At 31.1% G+C, this 16,527-nt stretch carries 21 protein-coding genes; 17 read left to right on the forward strand and 4 right to left on the reverse strand.

The features are described 5' to 3' along the window. The first annotated feature begins 8 nt into the window (after window positions 1–8). Window positions 9–629 carry an HAD family hydrolase gene (locus tag EQM05_RS02255; protein WP_128748529.1) on the forward strand — a complete coding sequence of 207 codons (621 nt, stop codon included), beginning with the start codon at window positions 9–11 and terminating at the stop codon, window positions 627–629. A gap of 220 nt (window positions 630–849) precedes the next feature. Here the strand turns inward: EQM05_RS02255 and EQM05_RS02260 are convergent, their stop codons facing one another. After that, the gene (locus EQM05_RS02260) at window positions 850–1,605 is read right to left on the reverse strand and encodes a transposase (RefSeq protein WP_243108105.1); all 756 of its coding nucleotides are present in this window, start codon (window positions 1,603–1,605) and stop codon (window positions 850–852) included. 179 nt (window positions 1,606–1,784) lie between these two features. On the opposite strand from EQM05_RS02260, the gene EQM05_RS02265 reads away from it, so the two are divergent. From EQM05_RS02265 to EQM05_RS02275, 3 genes are read left to right on the forward strand one after another with little or no spacing between them, the layout of a single operon-like run. Further along, the gene (locus EQM05_RS02265; protein ID WP_128748531.1) at window positions 1,785–2,759 is read left to right on the forward strand and encodes an SMEK domain-containing protein; all 975 of its coding nucleotides are present in this window, start codon (window positions 1,785–1,787) and stop codon (window positions 2,757–2,759) included. Then, the gene (locus tag EQM05_RS02270) at window positions 2,728–2,973 is read left to right on the forward strand and encodes an ABC-three component system middle component 6 (protein WP_243108107.1); all 246 of its coding nucleotides are present in this window, start codon (window positions 2,728–2,730) and stop codon (window positions 2,971–2,973) included. The genes EQM05_RS02265 and EQM05_RS02270 overlap by 32 nt, the downstream gene beginning before the upstream one ends. Continuing rightward, window positions 2,958–4,715, forward strand: coding sequence for a DUF2326 domain-containing protein (locus tag EQM05_RS02275; protein ID WP_128748533.1), 1,758 nt, complete (start codon window positions 2,958–2,960; stop codon window positions 4,713–4,715). The genes EQM05_RS02270 and EQM05_RS02275 overlap by 16 nt, the downstream gene beginning before the upstream one ends. A gap of 219 nt (window positions 4,716–4,934) precedes the next feature. On the opposite strand, the gene EQM05_RS02280 is transcribed toward EQM05_RS02275, so the two are convergent. Further along, a complete protein-coding gene (locus EQM05_RS02280; protein ID WP_128748535.1) occupies window positions 4,935–5,654 on the reverse strand; it encodes a hypothetical protein in 720 nt (239 codons plus the stop codon). Window positions 5,655–5,830: 176 nt separating this feature from the next. Here EQM05_RS02280 and EQM05_RS02285 point away from each other — a divergent pair, with 176 nt between their 5' ends. From EQM05_RS02285 to EQM05_RS02325, 9 genes are all read left to right on the forward strand, one after another. Continuing rightward, complete coding sequence (locus tag EQM05_RS02285; RefSeq protein ID WP_128748537.1) at window positions 5,831–6,829, forward strand: hypothetical protein; 999 nt, start codon at window positions 5,831–5,833, stop codon at window positions 6,827–6,829. A gap of 107 nt (window positions 6,830–6,936) precedes the next feature. After that, window positions 6,937–7,134, forward strand: a complete 198-nt coding sequence (locus tag EQM05_RS02290; RefSeq protein WP_128748540.1) for a response regulator transcription factor — start codon at window positions 6,937–6,939, stop codon at window positions 7,132–7,134. Next, a complete protein-coding gene (locus tag EQM05_RS16095) occupies window positions 7,131–7,193 on the forward strand; it encodes a hypothetical protein (RefSeq protein ID WP_243108154.1) in 63 nt (20 codons plus the stop codon). The genes EQM05_RS02290 and EQM05_RS16095 overlap by 4 nt, the downstream gene beginning before the upstream one ends. 70 nt (window positions 7,194–7,263) lie before the next feature. After that, entirely contained in the window at window positions 7,264–7,533 is a 270-nt protein-coding gene (locus EQM05_RS02300; RefSeq protein WP_128748542.1) for a hypothetical protein, read from the forward strand. Between the two features lie 216 nt (window positions 7,534–7,749). After that, window positions 7,750–8,190: a LytTR family DNA-binding domain-containing protein gene (locus EQM05_RS02305; protein WP_128748544.1), complete on the forward strand. Its 441-nt coding sequence runs from the start codon at window positions 7,750–7,752 to the stop codon at window positions 8,188–8,190. A 9-nt stretch (window positions 8,191–8,199) separates the two neighbouring features. Beyond that, window positions 8,200–8,643 (forward strand): DUF3021 domain-containing protein, encoded by a 444-nt coding sequence (locus tag EQM05_RS02310; RefSeq protein ID WP_128748546.1) that lies wholly within the window; start codon window positions 8,200–8,202, stop codon window positions 8,641–8,643. Window positions 8,644–8,756: 113 nt separating this feature from the next. Beyond that, window positions 8,757–9,062, forward strand: a complete 306-nt coding sequence (locus tag EQM05_RS02315) for a type II toxin-antitoxin system RelB/DinJ family antitoxin (protein WP_128748548.1) — start codon at window positions 8,757–8,759, stop codon at window positions 9,060–9,062. Further along, complete coding sequence (locus EQM05_RS02320) at window positions 9,059–9,385, forward strand: type II toxin-antitoxin system RelE/ParE family toxin (protein ID WP_128748550.1); 327 nt, start codon at window positions 9,059–9,061, stop codon at window positions 9,383–9,385. The genes EQM05_RS02315 and EQM05_RS02320 overlap by 4 nt, the downstream gene beginning before the upstream one ends. A gap of 149 nt (window positions 9,386–9,534) precedes the next feature. Further along, complete coding sequence (locus EQM05_RS02325; protein ID WP_128748551.1) at window positions 9,535–9,897, forward strand: DUF488 domain-containing protein; 363 nt, start codon at window positions 9,535–9,537, stop codon at window positions 9,895–9,897. 119 nt (window positions 9,898–10,016) lie between these two features. On the opposite strand, the gene EQM05_RS02330 is transcribed toward EQM05_RS02325, so the two are convergent. Beyond that, window positions 10,017–11,291, reverse strand: a complete 1,275-nt coding sequence (locus tag EQM05_RS02330) for an IS110 family transposase (RefSeq protein ID WP_128748367.1) — start codon at window positions 11,289–11,291, stop codon at window positions 10,017–10,019. 447 nt (window positions 11,292–11,738) lie between these two features. Here EQM05_RS02330 and EQM05_RS02335 point away from each other — a divergent pair, with 447 nt between their 5' ends. From EQM05_RS02335 to EQM05_RS16370, 4 genes are all read left to right on the forward strand, one after another. After that, entirely contained in the window at window positions 11,739–12,977 is a 1,239-nt protein-coding gene (locus EQM05_RS02335) for an SEC-C metal-binding domain-containing protein (RefSeq protein ID WP_128748552.1), read from the forward strand. 8 nt (window positions 12,978–12,985) lie between these two features. Then, complete coding sequence (locus tag EQM05_RS02340; RefSeq protein ID WP_128748554.1) at window positions 12,986–14,032, forward strand: HRDC domain-containing protein; 1,047 nt, start codon at window positions 12,986–12,988, stop codon at window positions 14,030–14,032. Between the two features lie 43 nt (window positions 14,033–14,075). After that, complete coding sequence (locus EQM05_RS02345) at window positions 14,076–14,624, forward strand: hypothetical protein (protein WP_128748556.1); 549 nt, start codon at window positions 14,076–14,078, stop codon at window positions 14,622–14,624. 81 nt (window positions 14,625–14,705) lie between these two features. Further along, entirely contained in the window at window positions 14,706–14,906 is a 201-nt protein-coding gene (locus EQM05_RS16370; protein WP_347560227.1) for a hypothetical protein, read from the forward strand. 124 nt (window positions 14,907–15,030) lie between these two features. Here the strand turns inward: EQM05_RS16370 and EQM05_RS02355 are convergent, their stop codons facing one another. Next, window positions 15,031–16,389 (reverse strand): radical SAM protein, encoded by a 1,359-nt coding sequence (locus tag EQM05_RS02355; RefSeq protein ID WP_205694158.1) that lies wholly within the window; start codon window positions 16,387–16,389, stop codon window positions 15,031–15,033. Window positions 16,390–16,527: the final 138 nt, after the last annotated feature.

Below are 16,527 nucleotides of genomic sequence, written 5' to 3' on the forward strand. Positions count from 1 at the left end.
GGTTGGATATGTATAAAAGTATAATATTTGATGTTGATGGAACTCTTATTGATACAGAGGAAGGAATACTTGTTCCTCTTCAAAGAGTTGTAAAAGAAGAATTAAACCAGGACAAGAAATTAGACGAACTTAAATTTTCTCTTGGTTTAACTGACGACATAGCACTGGGCATGCTTAATATAAAAAATATTAAAGGTGCATCAGACAAGTGGAGAAAATACATAAAGGAATATTCTCATCTTATTAAGGTATACAGCGGTATTGAAGAAGTGCTAAGGAAACTAAATGAATTAGATGTTTATACCGGCATAGTAACTTCAAGAACAAAGCAAGAGATAATTGATGATTTATATCCTTTTATGATTCATAGATACATGAAAACTATAATTTCAGCTGATGATTCAATAAAACATAAACCAGAACCTGATCCAATTCTGGAATTTATTAAAGTAAGCAGAATTGATCCATCTTCTGCAATATATATAGGGGATACTATATATGATATGAAATGTGCCAATAGTGCTGGAATTGATTTTGCATTAGCTTTATGGGGAGCTAAAACGGCAGAAGGAATTAATAATGCAAAATATATACTGAAAGACCCTTCTGATATTTTAAAAATTATATAGAGAAAAAGGGAAAAGGATATAATGAAATCGCAAAACAACTTCAAATATTACAGAGATTTCGCATCTAAATTCCAGTAAAAGATTTACTTTTACTGGAATTGTATTTTATTGTACCTTCTTACATGGCTGGTAAATCAATAGACCGATAGGTCAGAAAAATAGTTATAATTATCCTTACCCTAAGAAATTTCAATGATAAATTTCCAATTTTATTTTTATATTAAGTCTTTTTAAATATTGGATTATTCCAGTTGTCATCTATAGTAAATCTTTCATCTTTTATACCTTCAATAATATCTATTTGAAGCATCCGTTTCTTTCTAAAACCTCTGATACATCTAAAGAAATATAACTGCATCAGATTGAACGCTATAATTATAAACATCAGTACTGTCTCTACGCCCGTAGGGCTATGAAGAAAGCAATGGTCTAAATGCCATTCTGTTTTAAGCTGATGAAAGGCATTATTTTCTATATCCCACCTCTTATGCATTATCTTCCACAAGGTTTCTACTGAGGCAAATTTGTCTGTTGTTATAATCCAGCCTTCCTTAATTTCCACATTATCTCCAGTATGAATTTCTTCTATAAACCTTATAAATCTAACTTTGATAGTCGAATCTGACATTTCAAAATTATCTTCATCCCAAGCTTTAATCTTGGTATAGTCTTTACTTCCATGCTTTACAATCCATTCCTTATTAGCCTCACGGCGCTTAAATAGAGCTAATGCATCCTTTACAATGAGGAGCCTCTCATCTTTCACTCTTACTACTGCATTCATTCCTATTGAAAGGGCTTCTTTTATCCAAGTAGACTTACAATATAAAGCATCGGCTACTATAATGTCGGCAAAATGGTAATATTTACGATATAATTTTCTTACTAATCTTATACCTCCGGTGATTTCACCTTCATCTTTATTCGAACTATCTTTCTTAGGTTCAAGCATTTCTTGTCCTAAAATAATTTCCAATAAAAATCGGATTCTACAATGTTTTTATTAAATACTAGCAAATCAATATAAATCAGCGAGCTACGCCCTAAAACTTTTTTAGGTGTTAAACTTCTGCAAATATTAAACCATAATAGAAATCTTAAATGAAGTGTGATAAAATGGAGTATAATTAACAAATAATAAGGGAGAGATACAGCATGATGAACAAAGAAATCTATCTTAAAAATGTGGCTGATAGTCTTGCTTTATTAAGTAAGCAGGTTGAACTTTTAAATGCTGTAGATCTTTATGACATAAATATTATTGCAGAGGATTTTTTTACAGGTTTACTGAATTTAATATTTGGTTACAAATTAAAAAATACAAATGTTGTTGAGAAAAATGCACAAGCTATTGATTTAATAGATGAAGAAAATAAAATTTCAATTCAAGTAACTTCAGATAATTCTAGCACCAAAATAAAACATACAATTCATGAATATATTGATAATAAGTCATATGAAAAGTATGATAGATTAATAGTATTAATTTTGACTAGGAAAAAGAAGTATTCAAGGTCATTTGATACTAATAATACGTTTGTATTTGATAAGGGAAAAGATATATTAGATATAAAGGACTTAATAAAATCCATAAGAGGATTAGAAATAAAAAAGATAAGAGAAATTAATGATTTTTTAGAAATGGAATTATGTGATAGGGTATATTCAGCCAAGAAAACACAAGCTAATGAGATAGACACAATCATAGATTTAATTGAATACATATCTAAACATAAGGAAGTTAAAAAGAAAATAGATTCAGAAATTGATCCTGAATATAAAATATTTAAAAGATTTAAGGACTTCTCTGAAAGATTGATATCAGAATATACAACACTGTATACTCTGTATGGAGATGCAATTGAGACAATTAATGAAATTATAGGAATAGATGAAGCACAGGATATAATAATAATGTTTTATTTACAAGATATAAGTATGCAATTTTTAGATGAAACAAATGATAACCCCATTAAGGCATTGAATAAGCTGGTTGGTTATTTTGAAGATAAGCTAAGTTTAAATGGTAAAAAATATGATAGGGCGGCCATTAAATTTTATTTAGTTAATGAAATGATAAAATGTAGAGTATTTCCAAATGAAAGGAATGAGTATAATGGTGGCAAATAGTAATAGTGTTAAGTCATCAGCAATGTATATTGGTTACCTTATACTAAAGGAAATCAAGGAGAAAAATTCGGAAAAAGTATCTATATATGACGTTTCAAGGATTCTTAAAAAGAAAGGAATAAACAGTAGTAGGCAATTAGTACTAGCCCTTTCTTTCCTATACTCTGTTGATATAGTGGAGTTTGAGGAGGCGAATGTATGGATAAAGAAGTAAATAGAATTCGCATTAACAAACTTTATTCAGAAAATAATATTTTTGACGAAATAGAATTTCGTGATGGTGTAAATATTATTTTGGGTGAAAAATATGATAATTCAACAATAAAGGGAAGAAAAACAAATGGTGTAGGAAAATCTATGAGCATTGAATTTTTGGATTTTTGCTTATTGAGTGATTATGAAAAATCTAGAATATGCAGAATACCTAAAGAAGTAATGCCATTAGAAGAAAAAATAATGTTAGATTTAGAAATTGGGAAAGAAGAAATTACAATAAAACGAAGCCGAAAGGACTCTGAACAACCCGTTATAATAAGAAATGAGAAAAAGGTTTCTTTTGAAAAATTAGATGATGCACGTAATTACCTAGCGGAACTAATTTTTGCAAAATTAGATGGGAACAGTGTGCCAAGTTTTAGAAATTTATTCTCAATATTGATGAGAGATGAACGTTCGGAATTTACTGATATCTTAAAATGTCATGATTTATCTAAGCGTGTGCCAGATGATTTGACAGCACATTTATTTCTACTTGGAATGCCAGTTGAGTCTTATAGGAAAAGTATTAAGACAATTAAAGAAATTGAAAGTATAACAACTATTATATCAAAAAATAAGAAAGAGCTGACAAATAATGGACAGAAAAAAATAGCTGATGTTAAAGCAGAATTAAACTCCCTTGATGATGAATTAAATAAAATGGAAGCTGCTATAGAAAGTTTTAAAAGTAATGAAGCTTTTTATTCAATGGAATCAGAGCTGCTAGAATTAGAAACATTACTTGAACAGCTAAGAAAAAAACAAAAAGCATTAAGATATGATTATGATAAAATTAAAAGAATGCCAAAGCCCGAAGCAATAGATGATAACGAGATTGAACTAGTGTATAATCAATTTAAGAATGATTTGGGAAGTGCGATTGTTAAGTCCCTTGATGAAGTAGTTGGCTTTAAGAATAAGGTTGAAGAATTTCAACGTATGCTTGTGAATCAGAAAGCAAAGGAACTTGAAATACAACTGAATGACATTGCAGAGCAAATTCGTGTTTTAGATGATGAGTATTCAGAAAAAATGAAAATTATTGATGAAAAAGGTGTATTAAAGAATTTAAAAGCTAGTTTAAAGATATATGAAAGTAAAAAGGATTCTTGTGCACATACAAAGTTTCTTTTTGAACAGTATGAAAAAAATGCGAAAACAAAAAAAACATTAAAATTACGTAAAACACAAGAAATATTAGAGATAGATACTATTCTTGAGGAAAAAGAGGATATAATAAATAAATTTATTAATACCTTACTTGATATTCATGAAGCTATTATGGGAAATAAGGAGTGCTCATTTACAATCCAGACTTTAGATAATGCTAGAAGTAAAACACCAGCTGAAATCAGCATGAGGATATACGATGATGGTAGCAGAAGTGTAAATAGGACCAAAGTTTTTATTTATGATATGGCGTTATTATTTAATGATAATACTAGGAAGAGGCATCCTCTATTTTTAGTTCATGATAATATTTTTGATGTTGATCAGGATACGTTAGTTCAATGCCTAAATTATTTAAATAAACAAGAAGAAAAGTATCAGGATTTTCAATATATATTAACTTTAAATAGAGATAAAATAGAAAACGAAGAACGTATAAAATTAATAAATATGGATATTGATAGTCATAGAGTAGCTGTTTATACAAAGGAAAATAAATTCTTAAAAAAGGATTATCAAGAAATATAATAGTAGGGTTATCAGACTTGCAGACTTTACTATTTATATATAGTAGTCGACTAGCCCCAGCCTATGTGAAAATGGTATCACTGCTGGTAAGAAAGTAAAATTAAAAGCCTATAGAGATGACTTGTTTTCGGCATTTCCATAGGCTTTTGTTATTTAGTAAGTGAAGGAATGGAAGCGGTGGAGGATTTTTACGCTCCTAAGGTCGTTCTATTATTAAAACTATAGGCTGTCCACATTATTCTTGTGCTTGAACATTAATTTTTCCAGCCAGTTTTTACCGTATTTAATAGACATATAACCTATTACACACATGACAAATGCACCAATACAGTCTACCATCAAATCGGTCATTGTATCTGTTAGTGCATGGCGACCCAAGAACAATGCTCCGTCCTCTGCCCTGAATTTTTGCATATTGGTCCCCAATAATCCGTCTGCGGTATACTCATAAAATTCCCAAAAGACACCAGCAGTTACAGCAAAGCAAAAAGAGAAAAATGAGACAAATATAGGTGTGAGATAAACCGGCACCTTTTCTGATTTGTTAAGAAAACTTATTACGGTAAACCCTAATGCACCCAGCATAGCGCCACTGAAGGTGTGTAAAATTATATCCCAGTTAGGAATTCTGTAGTAAAAGTTCTTAACTTCCCCCAAATAAATTGCACAGTAAAGAAATGCAGAATAAACAAATATCATATTTGTTGGTATGCTTACCTTTAAACGCTTTTCTGTAAAGCCAGGAAGCAGCATTGCAAATGTGCCCAGTATACACTGCAAAAGCATCAAAAAATAATCACTCTTTACTCTTATACTAGGGTTATTAAGGGGTGCAACTGTGGGTGCTTCAATCATTTTTATTATTACAAAAACAGAGGATAATACCATTGTTATAAAAACAAATTTTATAAAGTTTGTTTTGGTAAATATTTTTTTCATTCTTTTGTTTCCTTCCTTAACTGCTGTTTAGCCTTGCCTGTATTACGATATTTTAAATTATATCACTTTTATACACTAAACGCATGTGGAAGTGCATGGTATTGATAACAGGGAAAGTAAATAAAATAGCTATATATGTTTTGCAATTTTGTGAAAATAGGAGATGACTCAGAGAAATGCAATTTCAATATCAAATAAATAAGCACAGTTACATACACAGTATCAGAGCAAATAATAAAAACAGTTTGATAAAAGAATTAATAGTAAACTCATTAAAGAAACCATTAAAATGGAATTTTGAAACTATTATGTATAATAACTCATATATGCAAAATCCACAAATAGAAGGCCTTAAAATTTCTATAAATGATGATGGTATTACTATTGTATCGGATATATCTAAAATATATATAGGATGGACAGCCATAAAAAGCATAAAACTTGAACCGAATTTCCTTTTATTGATTAAGTTTGGATTAAATAAAAAAATTACAATACCATTGACTTCAAGTGATTTCAAGAATGAAGATGAAAAATTACAATTAATCAATGCATTAGAACATAAGATGATTGGCAAGAACAAGTATCCTATGCCAATACCCTTACCGGAGGATACTTTCCTGAAGTTAAAGTTTATTTATTCTATAGAAGATGAAGAATATTTTTACATATATAATACAGAGAATAGTTTAAGAGGTAAGAAAATACATAAATTTTTGCAGTTTATATCCCCTGCTATATTTTCGATTTGCTGTATATGGTCATATATCATTGGCAGTATACCATATGCAGTAGTATCACTTCTTGGGTTAGTATGTTCTCTATATATTAGTAAAACAAAACATAAGCACAGTAAAATGGATTTAAAAGGAATCAGTAAAATATACAAAAAAACATTGGCTGATAATAAGGCTTATTATGATCCTAAATCAGAAAAAACTGTAATTTTATCGGATAAAGGAATTTTCCTTGAAAATAGCAATGTGACTATTTTTATAGAGTGGAAAAAGATAAGTAATTTCGATATTATTGAAATTAATAACTATATAGGAATATGGAATAAAAATTCAGTGATTTTTTGGATTCCCAATAGTGCATTTAGCAGCTTGGAAGATAAAGATAAATTTATTTTTAAGATATTACCTAAAAACAAGACTATGGTGGTGATTAATTGATAAATTTAAGAGAGGTTAGGATTTTTTTTATTCTAAATACCAATACCTAATGGTAAATATGAAGAAGCCCAAAAATATATTAAGGCACCACGGAGGGAGTGAAGCTTATGCCCAAAATACTTGTCATTGATGATGAACCGGATATTTTGGCTCTCGTAAAAAATGCATTACAAAAAGACGGCCATCTTATAACCACTGCTGAATCACCTGAAAAGGTGGAGCTAAGCAGCCTGAACCAGTTTAACTTACTATTGCTGGATGTTATGATGCTGAAGGTGACAGCTTCACAATTGCTGTTCATATAAAGAATATAAGGGCAAAGCTTGCGCCCATTTCAACTGTATGGGGGATTGGATACAAATGAGACTAAGAAATAAAAATATCAAACTTAGAACATTTTTTGTTCAGTATTTACTGACTTTTTTGTGGGCTTTATGTTAATTGTATTAATTGGAGTAGGATTGTTTTTTATTTCAATAAAAACAGGATCTATTATTCCTATCAGAGATGTGGAAGCCAATTTTGAAAGTAAAAAAAATGAGATTGCATCTGCAAAAACCGTAAGCTCAGATATTATTCTTGAAATCTGCAAATATGCTGTTGTAAGCAAAGATGGGGAATTTCTGTCAGGGAGTATGACCAAGTCTAAAGCAGTTACGGCAAAGCAAAAAGAGAAAAATGAGACAAATATAGGTGTCAGATAAACTGGCACCTTTTCTGATGTCTCCTTCTTTAACTGCTGTTTAGTTTACCTACATTACAACAGCATAACTATATTACTTTTATATATTATGCGCACATGAAAGGCAACATTCAAAATACCAGTTACATCGGAAAACATACCACTTATCTATAAGGGATTGTTCAAAAATTCATATGAAATATAATAAAAATATAAATAAGACAGGAGGAAACAAGTTGTGAAAATTGAAATTGCCATTAAGCCAGATTTGAAGGAACCACATGTGGTTGTATATACTAATGAAGTTACAGATGAAGTACAAAATATAGTTGACAGGCTTTCAAATCTGCAGATAAAAATAATAACGGGAACTCAGGATAGAAAAATATATCTCATTGAGTATGATGAAATCTATTGCTTTTACAGTGAAAACCAGAAGATATATGCAAAAACAGATAAGGGAAGCTTTTGTGTAAAACAAAAACTTTACGAACTTGAAGAAATGCTTAAAGGGAGCTCCTTTTTAAGAATATCCAATTCATGCATTGTAAATATGGATAAAGTAAAAAACCTGGATATTTCTTATTCAGGAAGTATAGATATTGTATTTAAAGATGAAAGCAAAGAATTTGTATCAAGAAGATATGTATCTAAAATTAAAAAATATTTAGGAATATGAGGTGATTTTATGACATTTAAAAAAGCAGTTTTAAGAGGCTTTTTAGGTATACCACTAGGAGTTTTTATTAGTACAACGATTGGACTTATTTATTCATTAGTTTATGGAGAATTAATGGTTGTTCCTCCTGTAGATGGAGCTACCACTCCTTTAAAAGCATATGTAATTCAATATATTGTGAGCATGGTTATAGGATTTGTTTTTGCATTTGGATCAGCAATATTTGAGGTAGATAAATGGAGCATTGCAAAGCAGACAACAATGCATTTTCTCCTTACATCAATAGTATTTCTACCATGTTCCATAATGGCAGGATGGGTAGATTTTAATCTTATATCGATTTTAGTTTATTTCGTCATATTCATTTTAATTTATGCAGCTATCTGGTTTATTCAATATTTTAGCTGGAAGAGTAAAATCATGAAGTTAAATAAAAAACTACGGGAAAAGTAAACAATAAAGCGGTATGGTGGTTTCCTTAGCATAGCAAATTCTCATATTTTAGCGTTTGTATTGCTTTTGTAAATACAATAGCATATAATAGCATATGAAAGGAGTGATTTGCAATGGCAAAAACAACAAATCTATATGTAAGGCTTGAACCTGGACTTAAGGAACAGGCGGAATTGGTTTTAGGGAAATTAGGGATTCCAGTGTCTAATGCAGTGAACATATTTTTAAAACAAGTTGTTATGCAAAGGGGAATTCCTTTTGATGTTAAGCTTCCTGCTTCAAAACCTATTGCACTTTCAGGTTTATCAGAAATAGAACTAAATGAGGAATTGAAAAAAGGATATACTGATTTTACTCAAGGAAATACAAAACCCGCTGAGGAAGCTTTTTCGGATATACGTAGGGATTTTGGTATATGAAATATAAGATTGTATTAACAAAACAAGCTGATATTGATTTAAGGAGTATCTATGAATATATTGCATTTACATTATTTGAGCCTGAAACAGCAGCTAGACAATTGGATAGAATTGAAAAAGGTGTGCTGAGTCTGGATAAAATGCCAGAGCGATTTGGTGTATTTGAAAAAGATCCCTGGTTCAGCAGAGGGCTTAGAAAGATGCCAGTAGATAACTTCATTGTATTTTACATTTCAAATGTTGAAGATGAAACAGTTACTGTTATACGGGTTATGTATGGAGGAAGGGATATTGATAAGCAGCTGAAAAAGACTAATCAGTAAGTATGTATATTCAAAGATATGAATCAAATAGCATCTACTATTGTAGGTGCTATTTTAGTATTTAATTTATATTATACTGAAATTGATGTTATAATCAGTATAGAATAAAGCATAATTATGCAAAGGCCATATGAAAAAAGGAGTAAATTATGAATTTTATTAAAATAAAGAGAATATATGAGCCTAAGGATGAAAATGACGGGTATCGAGTACTGATAGACCGCTTGTGGCCTAGAGGAATTAGTAAGGAAAAGGTTGATATTGACCAGTGGGCGAAATCAATAGCTCCAAGTACGGAATTAAGAAAAGAATTTCACCATGATCCAACTTTGATGAATAAATTTAAAGAAAAATATATAAATGAGCTGAATTACAATGAGTCTTCGGATGAGTTCACAGATTGTATTAAAGAAAAGCTTGAATATGGCAATGTTACATTAATTTATGCCGCAAAGAGCCAGACGAGCAATAACGCAGTGATTTTAAAGGAATGGCTGGAGGAACGTGTTTAAAGCAATTTGGTAATATGTCAAGAACAAAATAAAAAGAAAATGAAATGATTCTTCAAAAAAAGGGTAACCCTAATAAACATACAGTCAAATCAGAATGTATGTTCGTGTGTCTTATATAATTAATCTACTCTATTTGAAGAGTAGAGTTGATTTTTAGCCAGCAATCCAAAAATCAAACGGATTAATTTACGAGAAGTTAGCGCGAGTGCTCGTTTATGCTGATGTGTAGTCACTTCAGCAAATTTCTTCTGGTAGAAAGCTTGATATTCAGGAACGTGTCTTATGACACTACCAGCGGCTTCTATCAGATAATAACGTAAATAACGGTTACCTGCTTTGTTCATTGGCGTATTTTCAGCCTTGAAATCACCAGATTGATTTTCTTTCCATACGATGCCAGCATATTTAGCAATAGCATCATTATTAGGGAATGCATGCACACTGCCTAATTCGGCAAGAATACCACTGGAATAAACAGGGCCAAAACCAGGGATTGACATGAGAATTTGATATTCCACAGGATTCATTCCCATAACCGCTTTCTCAATGGCTTTATTAATAGTACTCAGTTCTTTTTCAAAAGCCTGAATACAGTTAAAAGAGCATGCAATTGAAGTCGTTAATGGCTCATACAAACATTTATCAAGGCGATATGAATTACGAGCAGCTTGTTGAAGAATTTTAGCAGTCATCTGTGGATCAGAAATTCTCTTTCGACTCTTTGTATTGATGAATTCAACAAGTTCTTCTATGGAAGCATTTGCAATGTCTTCAGAAGATAAAAAATCCGTCAGGATAGAGGAAGCAGTGGCACCATATTTATTAGAAAAAGGATGTTCTTCACCATCTAACAAAGCAAATTCGCTAAACTTGAGAAATACATTTGATAGCATATATGTCTTCTCCCTGGTTAAGCATTCAACTATATGAAGCCTGTGTCTTGTAAGCCTTTGTAGGGCAAGGTATTGAGAACCACGCCAAGGCTCAGTATGAATCCTGCCGACTCTTGCAAAATCAGCAATAACAAAAGAGTCAATGCCATCATTTTTGTTAAGAGCATTAAAGGAATCTTTGTAGTTAGCAACTTCCTTAGGATTCAAACAGTAGACGTAGGGTTTATATGGCACAAGTTTTTCACTTGCAGATAAAAAATTAGCTATATGCACGCCATAAAATGAAGTAGACTCAAGACCAATAATAGTAACCTTAAATATATTATTTTCTAGTATCTTGACGAGCATGGATTCTAGTTGTTCTGCACCAGATTGTGTATTAGGAACAGGTTTCATTTTAATAAAAAATTCCTGTTCAAAGTTAATTGCAGAGACAACATTTTGTCTCGCACCAATATCGATACCAACAAATAGAGTTGATAAGTAATCTACTTTCTTCATGAAATCACCACCTTTCGAAAGTAATGAGGAAATTAGAAAAGGAATTATCCTAATCCAGAGTACTGACTGCAACCTCGCGTAATCAGCATTCAACCAAGCGAAATACCTTGCTGGTGGCTACGAATGGAGATGCAACATTTGTGTAAGCAGAATTTGATACTCTGGTCAGGCTGCAAGCTTTCTAGGCAATAACAATATGTTTTGCAGGAGAATACAGCAGTAACCTTCGCTAAAGTCCGTTAGGACTATTTTAGCATTAGGAAATTCCTTTATAAATAGTTAATGTAAGTTGTATAGATAGGAATGTAAAATAGATAGCAATAATGAATTGGGGGAATCCCCACAGAAAAACATAGATACTTTCTTATCTATACTAAAATATAAAAATAAATAAGTTTATAGCAGTCATTTAACTGACTATAAACTTATTATACGAGGAGAATAGTTATGGATAAAAAAATTGATAAGAAAACAGAGGAACTTGCAATGAGGGCATTAGAAAATGCAAAGGCTTTTGGCCAGAAACTAGAGGAAAACAGAGAGAAGCGACTCTGGAAGAAGGTTCAGATTCCATGTAGTCTTTATGATGCAATTAAAGGATTAACGAAGAATGAAATGGATTCAATTCGAAAAACTTATGGCTTTAAAAACTTAAGTGCTCTTAAAAAAGCAGAATTGGCACCTGAGCTTGCTAAATTAATTCCTTCTAAATTTAAGGAGATTATTTACACATTGGATCAAAGCAGGTATGACCTTATTAAATTAATTATTAAAAATTCAGGAGTTATACCAGATGTGGGTATATCTATTTCTAAAGCTGAAACTTTCATAAATTATAGTATGATTTTCTGTGGATTACAAGATAATCAAAAGGTATTATTTATGCCTGATGAACTTATAAATGTTTTTACTCACATTGATGACAGTAAACTTAAAAATATTGTAAGACGAAATACAGAGTGGATACGCTTGACTCATGGGCTGCTTTATTACTATGGTGTTATGGACGCTTGGCCTATTACGAAGAAGATAAGTGAGCTTACAGGTGAGAATGTTGATATTCTTGAATTTATGAATGTAATGTCTTTTGCCTGTGATTTCTATGATCAGGCCGATTTAACACCATATGGCTACGCAGATAGCAGAGTTTTCGATGTAAAGAAAATTGTTGAAGAACAGAAAATGAGAAAGCAGATTGATTATTATCCCATTACAAAAAATCATTTGCTAAAAGCCAGTGCTCCTAATTATTTTGATAAAACGCAGGAGATGAGAAGCTTTATTAATTTCATTATAGAGTATTATGATCTATCAGATGAAGAAATAGATGAAATAGCCTTTCAGATGGTTACAATGATTAATTTGGATTTTAGACCTGACATGATTATGGAATACCTGCAAAGCTATCTTGAGTTTCCGTCTTTTGAATTTGCACAGCAGTTAGTAGGAAAAGTAATGGAATTATATAACAATACACGTCAATGGGTGCTAAAAGGGCATACTCCTAATGAGCTGTTTAAAGAAGAAAGAAAGTTTTTACAGCCACTGCCAGCAGAACCACTTATAACAAACAAGCAACATTCCAGCGTAATTGATCTAAAAACTAAAAAAAAGATTGGTCGAAATGATCCGTGTCCTTGCGGAAGCGGTAAAAAGTTCAAAAATTGCTGCGGGAAAGTTAGGTGAGCAATTGAATGGGATTATTTAATAGAATGAAAGAACCGGTTTTTCTTAAGGAAAGCAGTGATGCTGAAGTACAATTAGAAAAGCTTAAAGCATTAGAACCATTACTAAATACAGAAGGGCAAAATGTTATAAAACAAGATATAAAATGCCTTGAATATGGAATTGTAGGAGAAAAGAATATTGAATTTGAACTAAAAAATAGTCATATGCCTATATATATTTTACATGATATCTATCTAAAGGATGGAGATCTGAGTGCCCAGATAGATTATCTTGTGTTTACAAAAAAAATTTGCTTTGTCATCGAATGTAAAAATCTTTATGGAGATATTGAAATTAATAGTTCAGGTGATTTTATTCGAACTATTGAATTTGGAGGCAGAAAGAAAAAAGAAGGCATTTATTCGCCTATCACACAGAATCAACGACATTTAGAATTAATGAAGAAAATCAAGACAGACAACAAAAATAATATATTGACTAAATATATGGCAGGAAGATACTTTGAGGATTTTAATAAATCGGTAGTAGTTTTGGCTAATCCTAAGACTGTACTTAATGCAAAGTATGCAAAGAAAGAGGTAAAAGAGAAAGTTATTCGTGCTGATCAGTTGGTTAAATATATAAAAGAAGTGTATGAAAATTCTAAAGCAGCAGCTGATTCAGAAGATAGATTGTTAGCCTGGGCTCAATCTTACTTGGATTTACATAAGGTTGTGGAGAAAGACTATACTGGGAAATATAATCAGTATAAAATAACACAACAGAATCCAGACCAAGAAGTATCCACTCACGCAGCAGAGAAAAGCACAATAACAGTAGATGAAGTACCAGTAGAAGAAACAGATATTTTTAAAGAATTAAAGGCATACCGATTATATAAGAGCCGTGAAGAAAAAATAAAACCTTATTTTATTTATAATAACAATCAGTTAAAAGATTTAATTTCTATAATGCCTGGAAACAAAGAAGAACTGCAGACAGTTGCAGGGTTTGGTGAGGTAAAAGCGAATAAGTATGGCGATGATATCTTGAAAATTATAAAGAAATATTAGATAGTTTCAAATAAAGCTGCTGGATACGATGGGGGGGAGATTAATGAAGTATATTCCACTGATAAATGATGAATTTAAGAAAAAAATATTGGATTTTCTATATGAAGATGAACTGTTTAATGTGTTTTCAATTCATTTTATAGAAAATCAAGTTGAAGATATAGGAGAACTTTATGTTGGAGAATCAAATGATAAGATTGATACCATCTTGCATATGAAATTCGATGGTAATTCTTATTTTACAAACTTTTTTACTAAAAATGAAATAGGATATACTGAAATTGCAAAACAACTTCAAATACTAAACTATAATAGAGTTTTATTAGCAGGTAAAAGAAAAGAAGTATCAAAAGTATTATCATGCCTTGGTAAAAAAGTGAAATCTACTCCTGACATATATTACAAATTTGATGTAAATAGACACTGTAACCAAACCATACATCCTAATATTACATATAGAATGGCTACTTGTAGACAAGAAGATATGAGTAAAATCAGCGAATATATGATTAGTTTTTTTGAGCCTGCAAATGAGCAACAGATTTCAGATATAACTGATAAAAAGAAGTTAATTGAAGACATAAAAGTTTGAATTTATATCCTAATTAGTGGTGAATCTGATGAATTCAGTTACTTGCTAAATGCTAAGCTGAGATTATTGGTGGGCTTCATTATGAGAATTCAGTTTGTGCAAAATTTGCACAAACTGCGGATGATGGAAAAACTTATCAATATAAATTTTATTCTTTATCAGCCATTATTGCCGTTGGTTATCGTATCAAGAGCAGATCATAAAAAAGAACATATGGGATTAACTACTTGGTTATACAAGAGTGATTTTGATAAATTAATGGAAGAAAGCGATATAAAGTAAGAAACTGTTGTGGGTTTATTCACGAGAGCCGAAAAACTTAAAAAAATTACTCTCGGCATGCATTCATGAGAACATATCGAGAGTATGTTTTTGACCCCTTGGAGTCACTCCAAGGTATCAGATGTTACTGAAAACTATGACCTAATCTATAAAATAAGTTTCCATTGTTTTCTTTAGATAAGTGATTAAAATATTTTACTCCAAACCTTGTAAAAAACCAAAATGCAAGTCTTCGCACTCCTGCATCAAATCCGAAGGTTTTAAGTATTTTTAATGCACCACTGAATGAGTAGAAACTTTTAGCAGCTTTAAAAAATTCTTTTTGTAAGCCAGAAGGCGATATTTTTAAAGGCTTAAAAACAACATTTGTCATATCATAATATTCCCATTCTTTTGTTAAAATTCTTCCTTCTTTTTCAAACTGATCAAATACAGGAGTACCAGGGAACGGTGTAAGTATAGCTGGTTGAAGCTGATATGCATTTATGTCTTTACAAAACTTTACTGATCTATCTATATCTGATATATTATCATAATCAAGCCCAAGTACTATGCTTGCAATAATCTTAATTTTATACTTGGCAAGTTTTTCACCGCATCTTTCAATATCTTTAATACTTTGTCTTTTGTTCACATAGTCCAGGGAATCCTGATTCAAAGATTCTATACCTATAAGAGTTCTTCTTAAATGAGCCCTGCTCAAGAGATCTAAGAGTTCCTCGTCATTTGCCATATCAGTTCTTCCAAAGAAAAAAGTTTCCTTGAATACAAGATTATTGTCTATCATTTTTCTTAATATTTCTTTGGCCCTTTTCTTATCTGCTGTGAAATTATCATCTTCGAAATTTACATATTTAAAGCCTTCTTTTTTATAAATCTCTAATTCTTTAATTACATTGTCTGGTGTTCTGGTCCTATATGGATGAAACATTCTAGAAGTTGTACAAAAATTACATGAAAATGGGCACCCTCTTGAAGTTATAACATTTGCTGCTTTTGCAGGTGTTTTTAACAGTGTATAATCAGGGAAAGGTATCTTATTAAGATCTTCTACAGGAGATCCATAGACTATTTTATCTTTTATTTTGCCAGATACAACATCTTCAATTACATTTTCAGCTTCTCCAACTATTACCTGGTCTGCATGGAAAAGCGCCTCTTCTGGCATTGCAGATGCATGCATACCCCCAATTAATACTCTTTTTTTTAATTCATTTCGGAAAAAGTCACCTATCTCATAGGCACGTTTTGAATTACAAGTCATGGTGTATATACATATAACATCTGCATTGCTCATTTTTGAGTAATCCAGATCTACATATAATTCTTCATAACATTCTACATCACAGCCTGAATTTTTCAAAATATGGCCTAATACTAAAGGACCTGTAATGTTGTTTTTGTGACCGTAGGCATTTCCTCCAAACCTATAAAATGGATTCCTCCTGATGTCTGCCGCAGGAGTTATAAAAATAACTTTCATATTATAACATCCCCCTTATGTTATGTAAAAGATTAATTAATTTTGTCTAATACATTATAATTCTTTTAAAATACAATACTATGACATAATAGTTAACTTTTAATAAACTTTATAAACCTTATAAAACTCATTATTATT

Source organism: Clostridium sp. JN-9 (assembly GCF_004103695.1).
Lineage (GTDB): Bacteria > Bacillota > Clostridia > Clostridiales > Clostridiaceae > JN-9.

What these genes read in the sequence shown, in the direction of transcription:
- EQM05_RS02255 (WP_128748529.1), top strand. Translation starts at nt 9, where the DNA reads ATGTATAAAAGTATAATATTTGATGTTGATGGAACTCTTATTGATACA.
- EQM05_RS02265 (WP_128748531.1), top strand. Translation starts at nt 1,785, where the DNA reads ATGATGAACAAAGAAATCTATCTTAAAAATGTGGCTGATAGTCTTGCT.
- EQM05_RS02270 (WP_243108107.1), top strand. Translation starts at nt 2,728, where the DNA reads ATGAAAGGAATGAGTATAATGGTGGCAAATAGTAATAGTGTTAAGTCA.
- EQM05_RS02275 (WP_128748533.1), top strand. Translation starts at nt 2,958, where the DNA reads ATGGATAAAGAAGTAAATAGAATTCGCATTAACAAACTTTATTCAGAA.
- EQM05_RS02280 (WP_128748535.1), bottom strand. Translation starts at nt 5,654, where the DNA reads ATGAAAAAAATATTTACCAAAACAAACTTTATAAAATTTGTTTTTATA.
- EQM05_RS02285 (WP_128748537.1), top strand. Translation starts at nt 5,831, where the DNA reads ATGCAATTTCAATATCAAATAAATAAGCACAGTTACATACACAGTATC.
- EQM05_RS02290 (WP_128748540.1), top strand. Translation starts at nt 6,937, where the DNA reads ATGCCCAAAATACTTGTCATTGATGATGAACCGGATATTTTGGCTCTC.
- EQM05_RS02300 (WP_128748542.1), top strand. Translation starts at nt 7,264, where the DNA reads ATGTTAATTGTATTAATTGGAGTAGGATTGTTTTTTATTTCAATAAAA.
- EQM05_RS02310 (WP_128748546.1), top strand. Translation starts at nt 8,200, where the DNA reads ATGACATTTAAAAAAGCAGTTTTAAGAGGCTTTTTAGGTATACCACTA.
- EQM05_RS02315 (WP_128748548.1), top strand. Translation starts at nt 8,757, where the DNA reads ATGGCAAAAACAACAAATCTATATGTAAGGCTTGAACCTGGACTTAAG.
- EQM05_RS02320 (WP_128748550.1), top strand. Translation starts at nt 9,059, where the DNA reads ATGAAATATAAGATTGTATTAACAAAACAAGCTGATATTGATTTAAGG.
- EQM05_RS02325 (WP_128748551.1), top strand. Translation starts at nt 9,535, where the DNA reads ATGAATTTTATTAAAATAAAGAGAATATATGAGCCTAAGGATGAAAAT.
- EQM05_RS02330 (WP_128748367.1), bottom strand. Translation starts at nt 11,291, where the DNA reads ATGAAGAAAGTAGATTACTTATCAACTCTATTTGTTGGTATCGATATT.
- EQM05_RS02335 (WP_128748552.1), top strand. Translation starts at nt 11,739, where the DNA reads ATGGATAAAAAAATTGATAAGAAAACAGAGGAACTTGCAATGAGGGCA.
- EQM05_RS02340 (WP_128748554.1), top strand. Translation starts at nt 12,986, where the DNA reads ATGGGATTATTTAATAGAATGAAAGAACCGGTTTTTCTTAAGGAAAGC.
- EQM05_RS02345 (WP_128748556.1), top strand. Translation starts at nt 14,076, where the DNA reads ATGAAGTATATTCCACTGATAAATGATGAATTTAAGAAAAAAATATTG.
- EQM05_RS16370 (WP_347560227.1), top strand. Translation starts at nt 14,706, where the DNA reads ATGAGAATTCAGTTTGTGCAAAATTTGCACAAACTGCGGATGATGGAA.
- EQM05_RS02355 (WP_205694158.1), bottom strand. Translation starts at nt 16,389, where the DNA reads ATGAAAGTTATTTTTATAACTCCTGCGGCAGACATCAGGAGGAATCCA.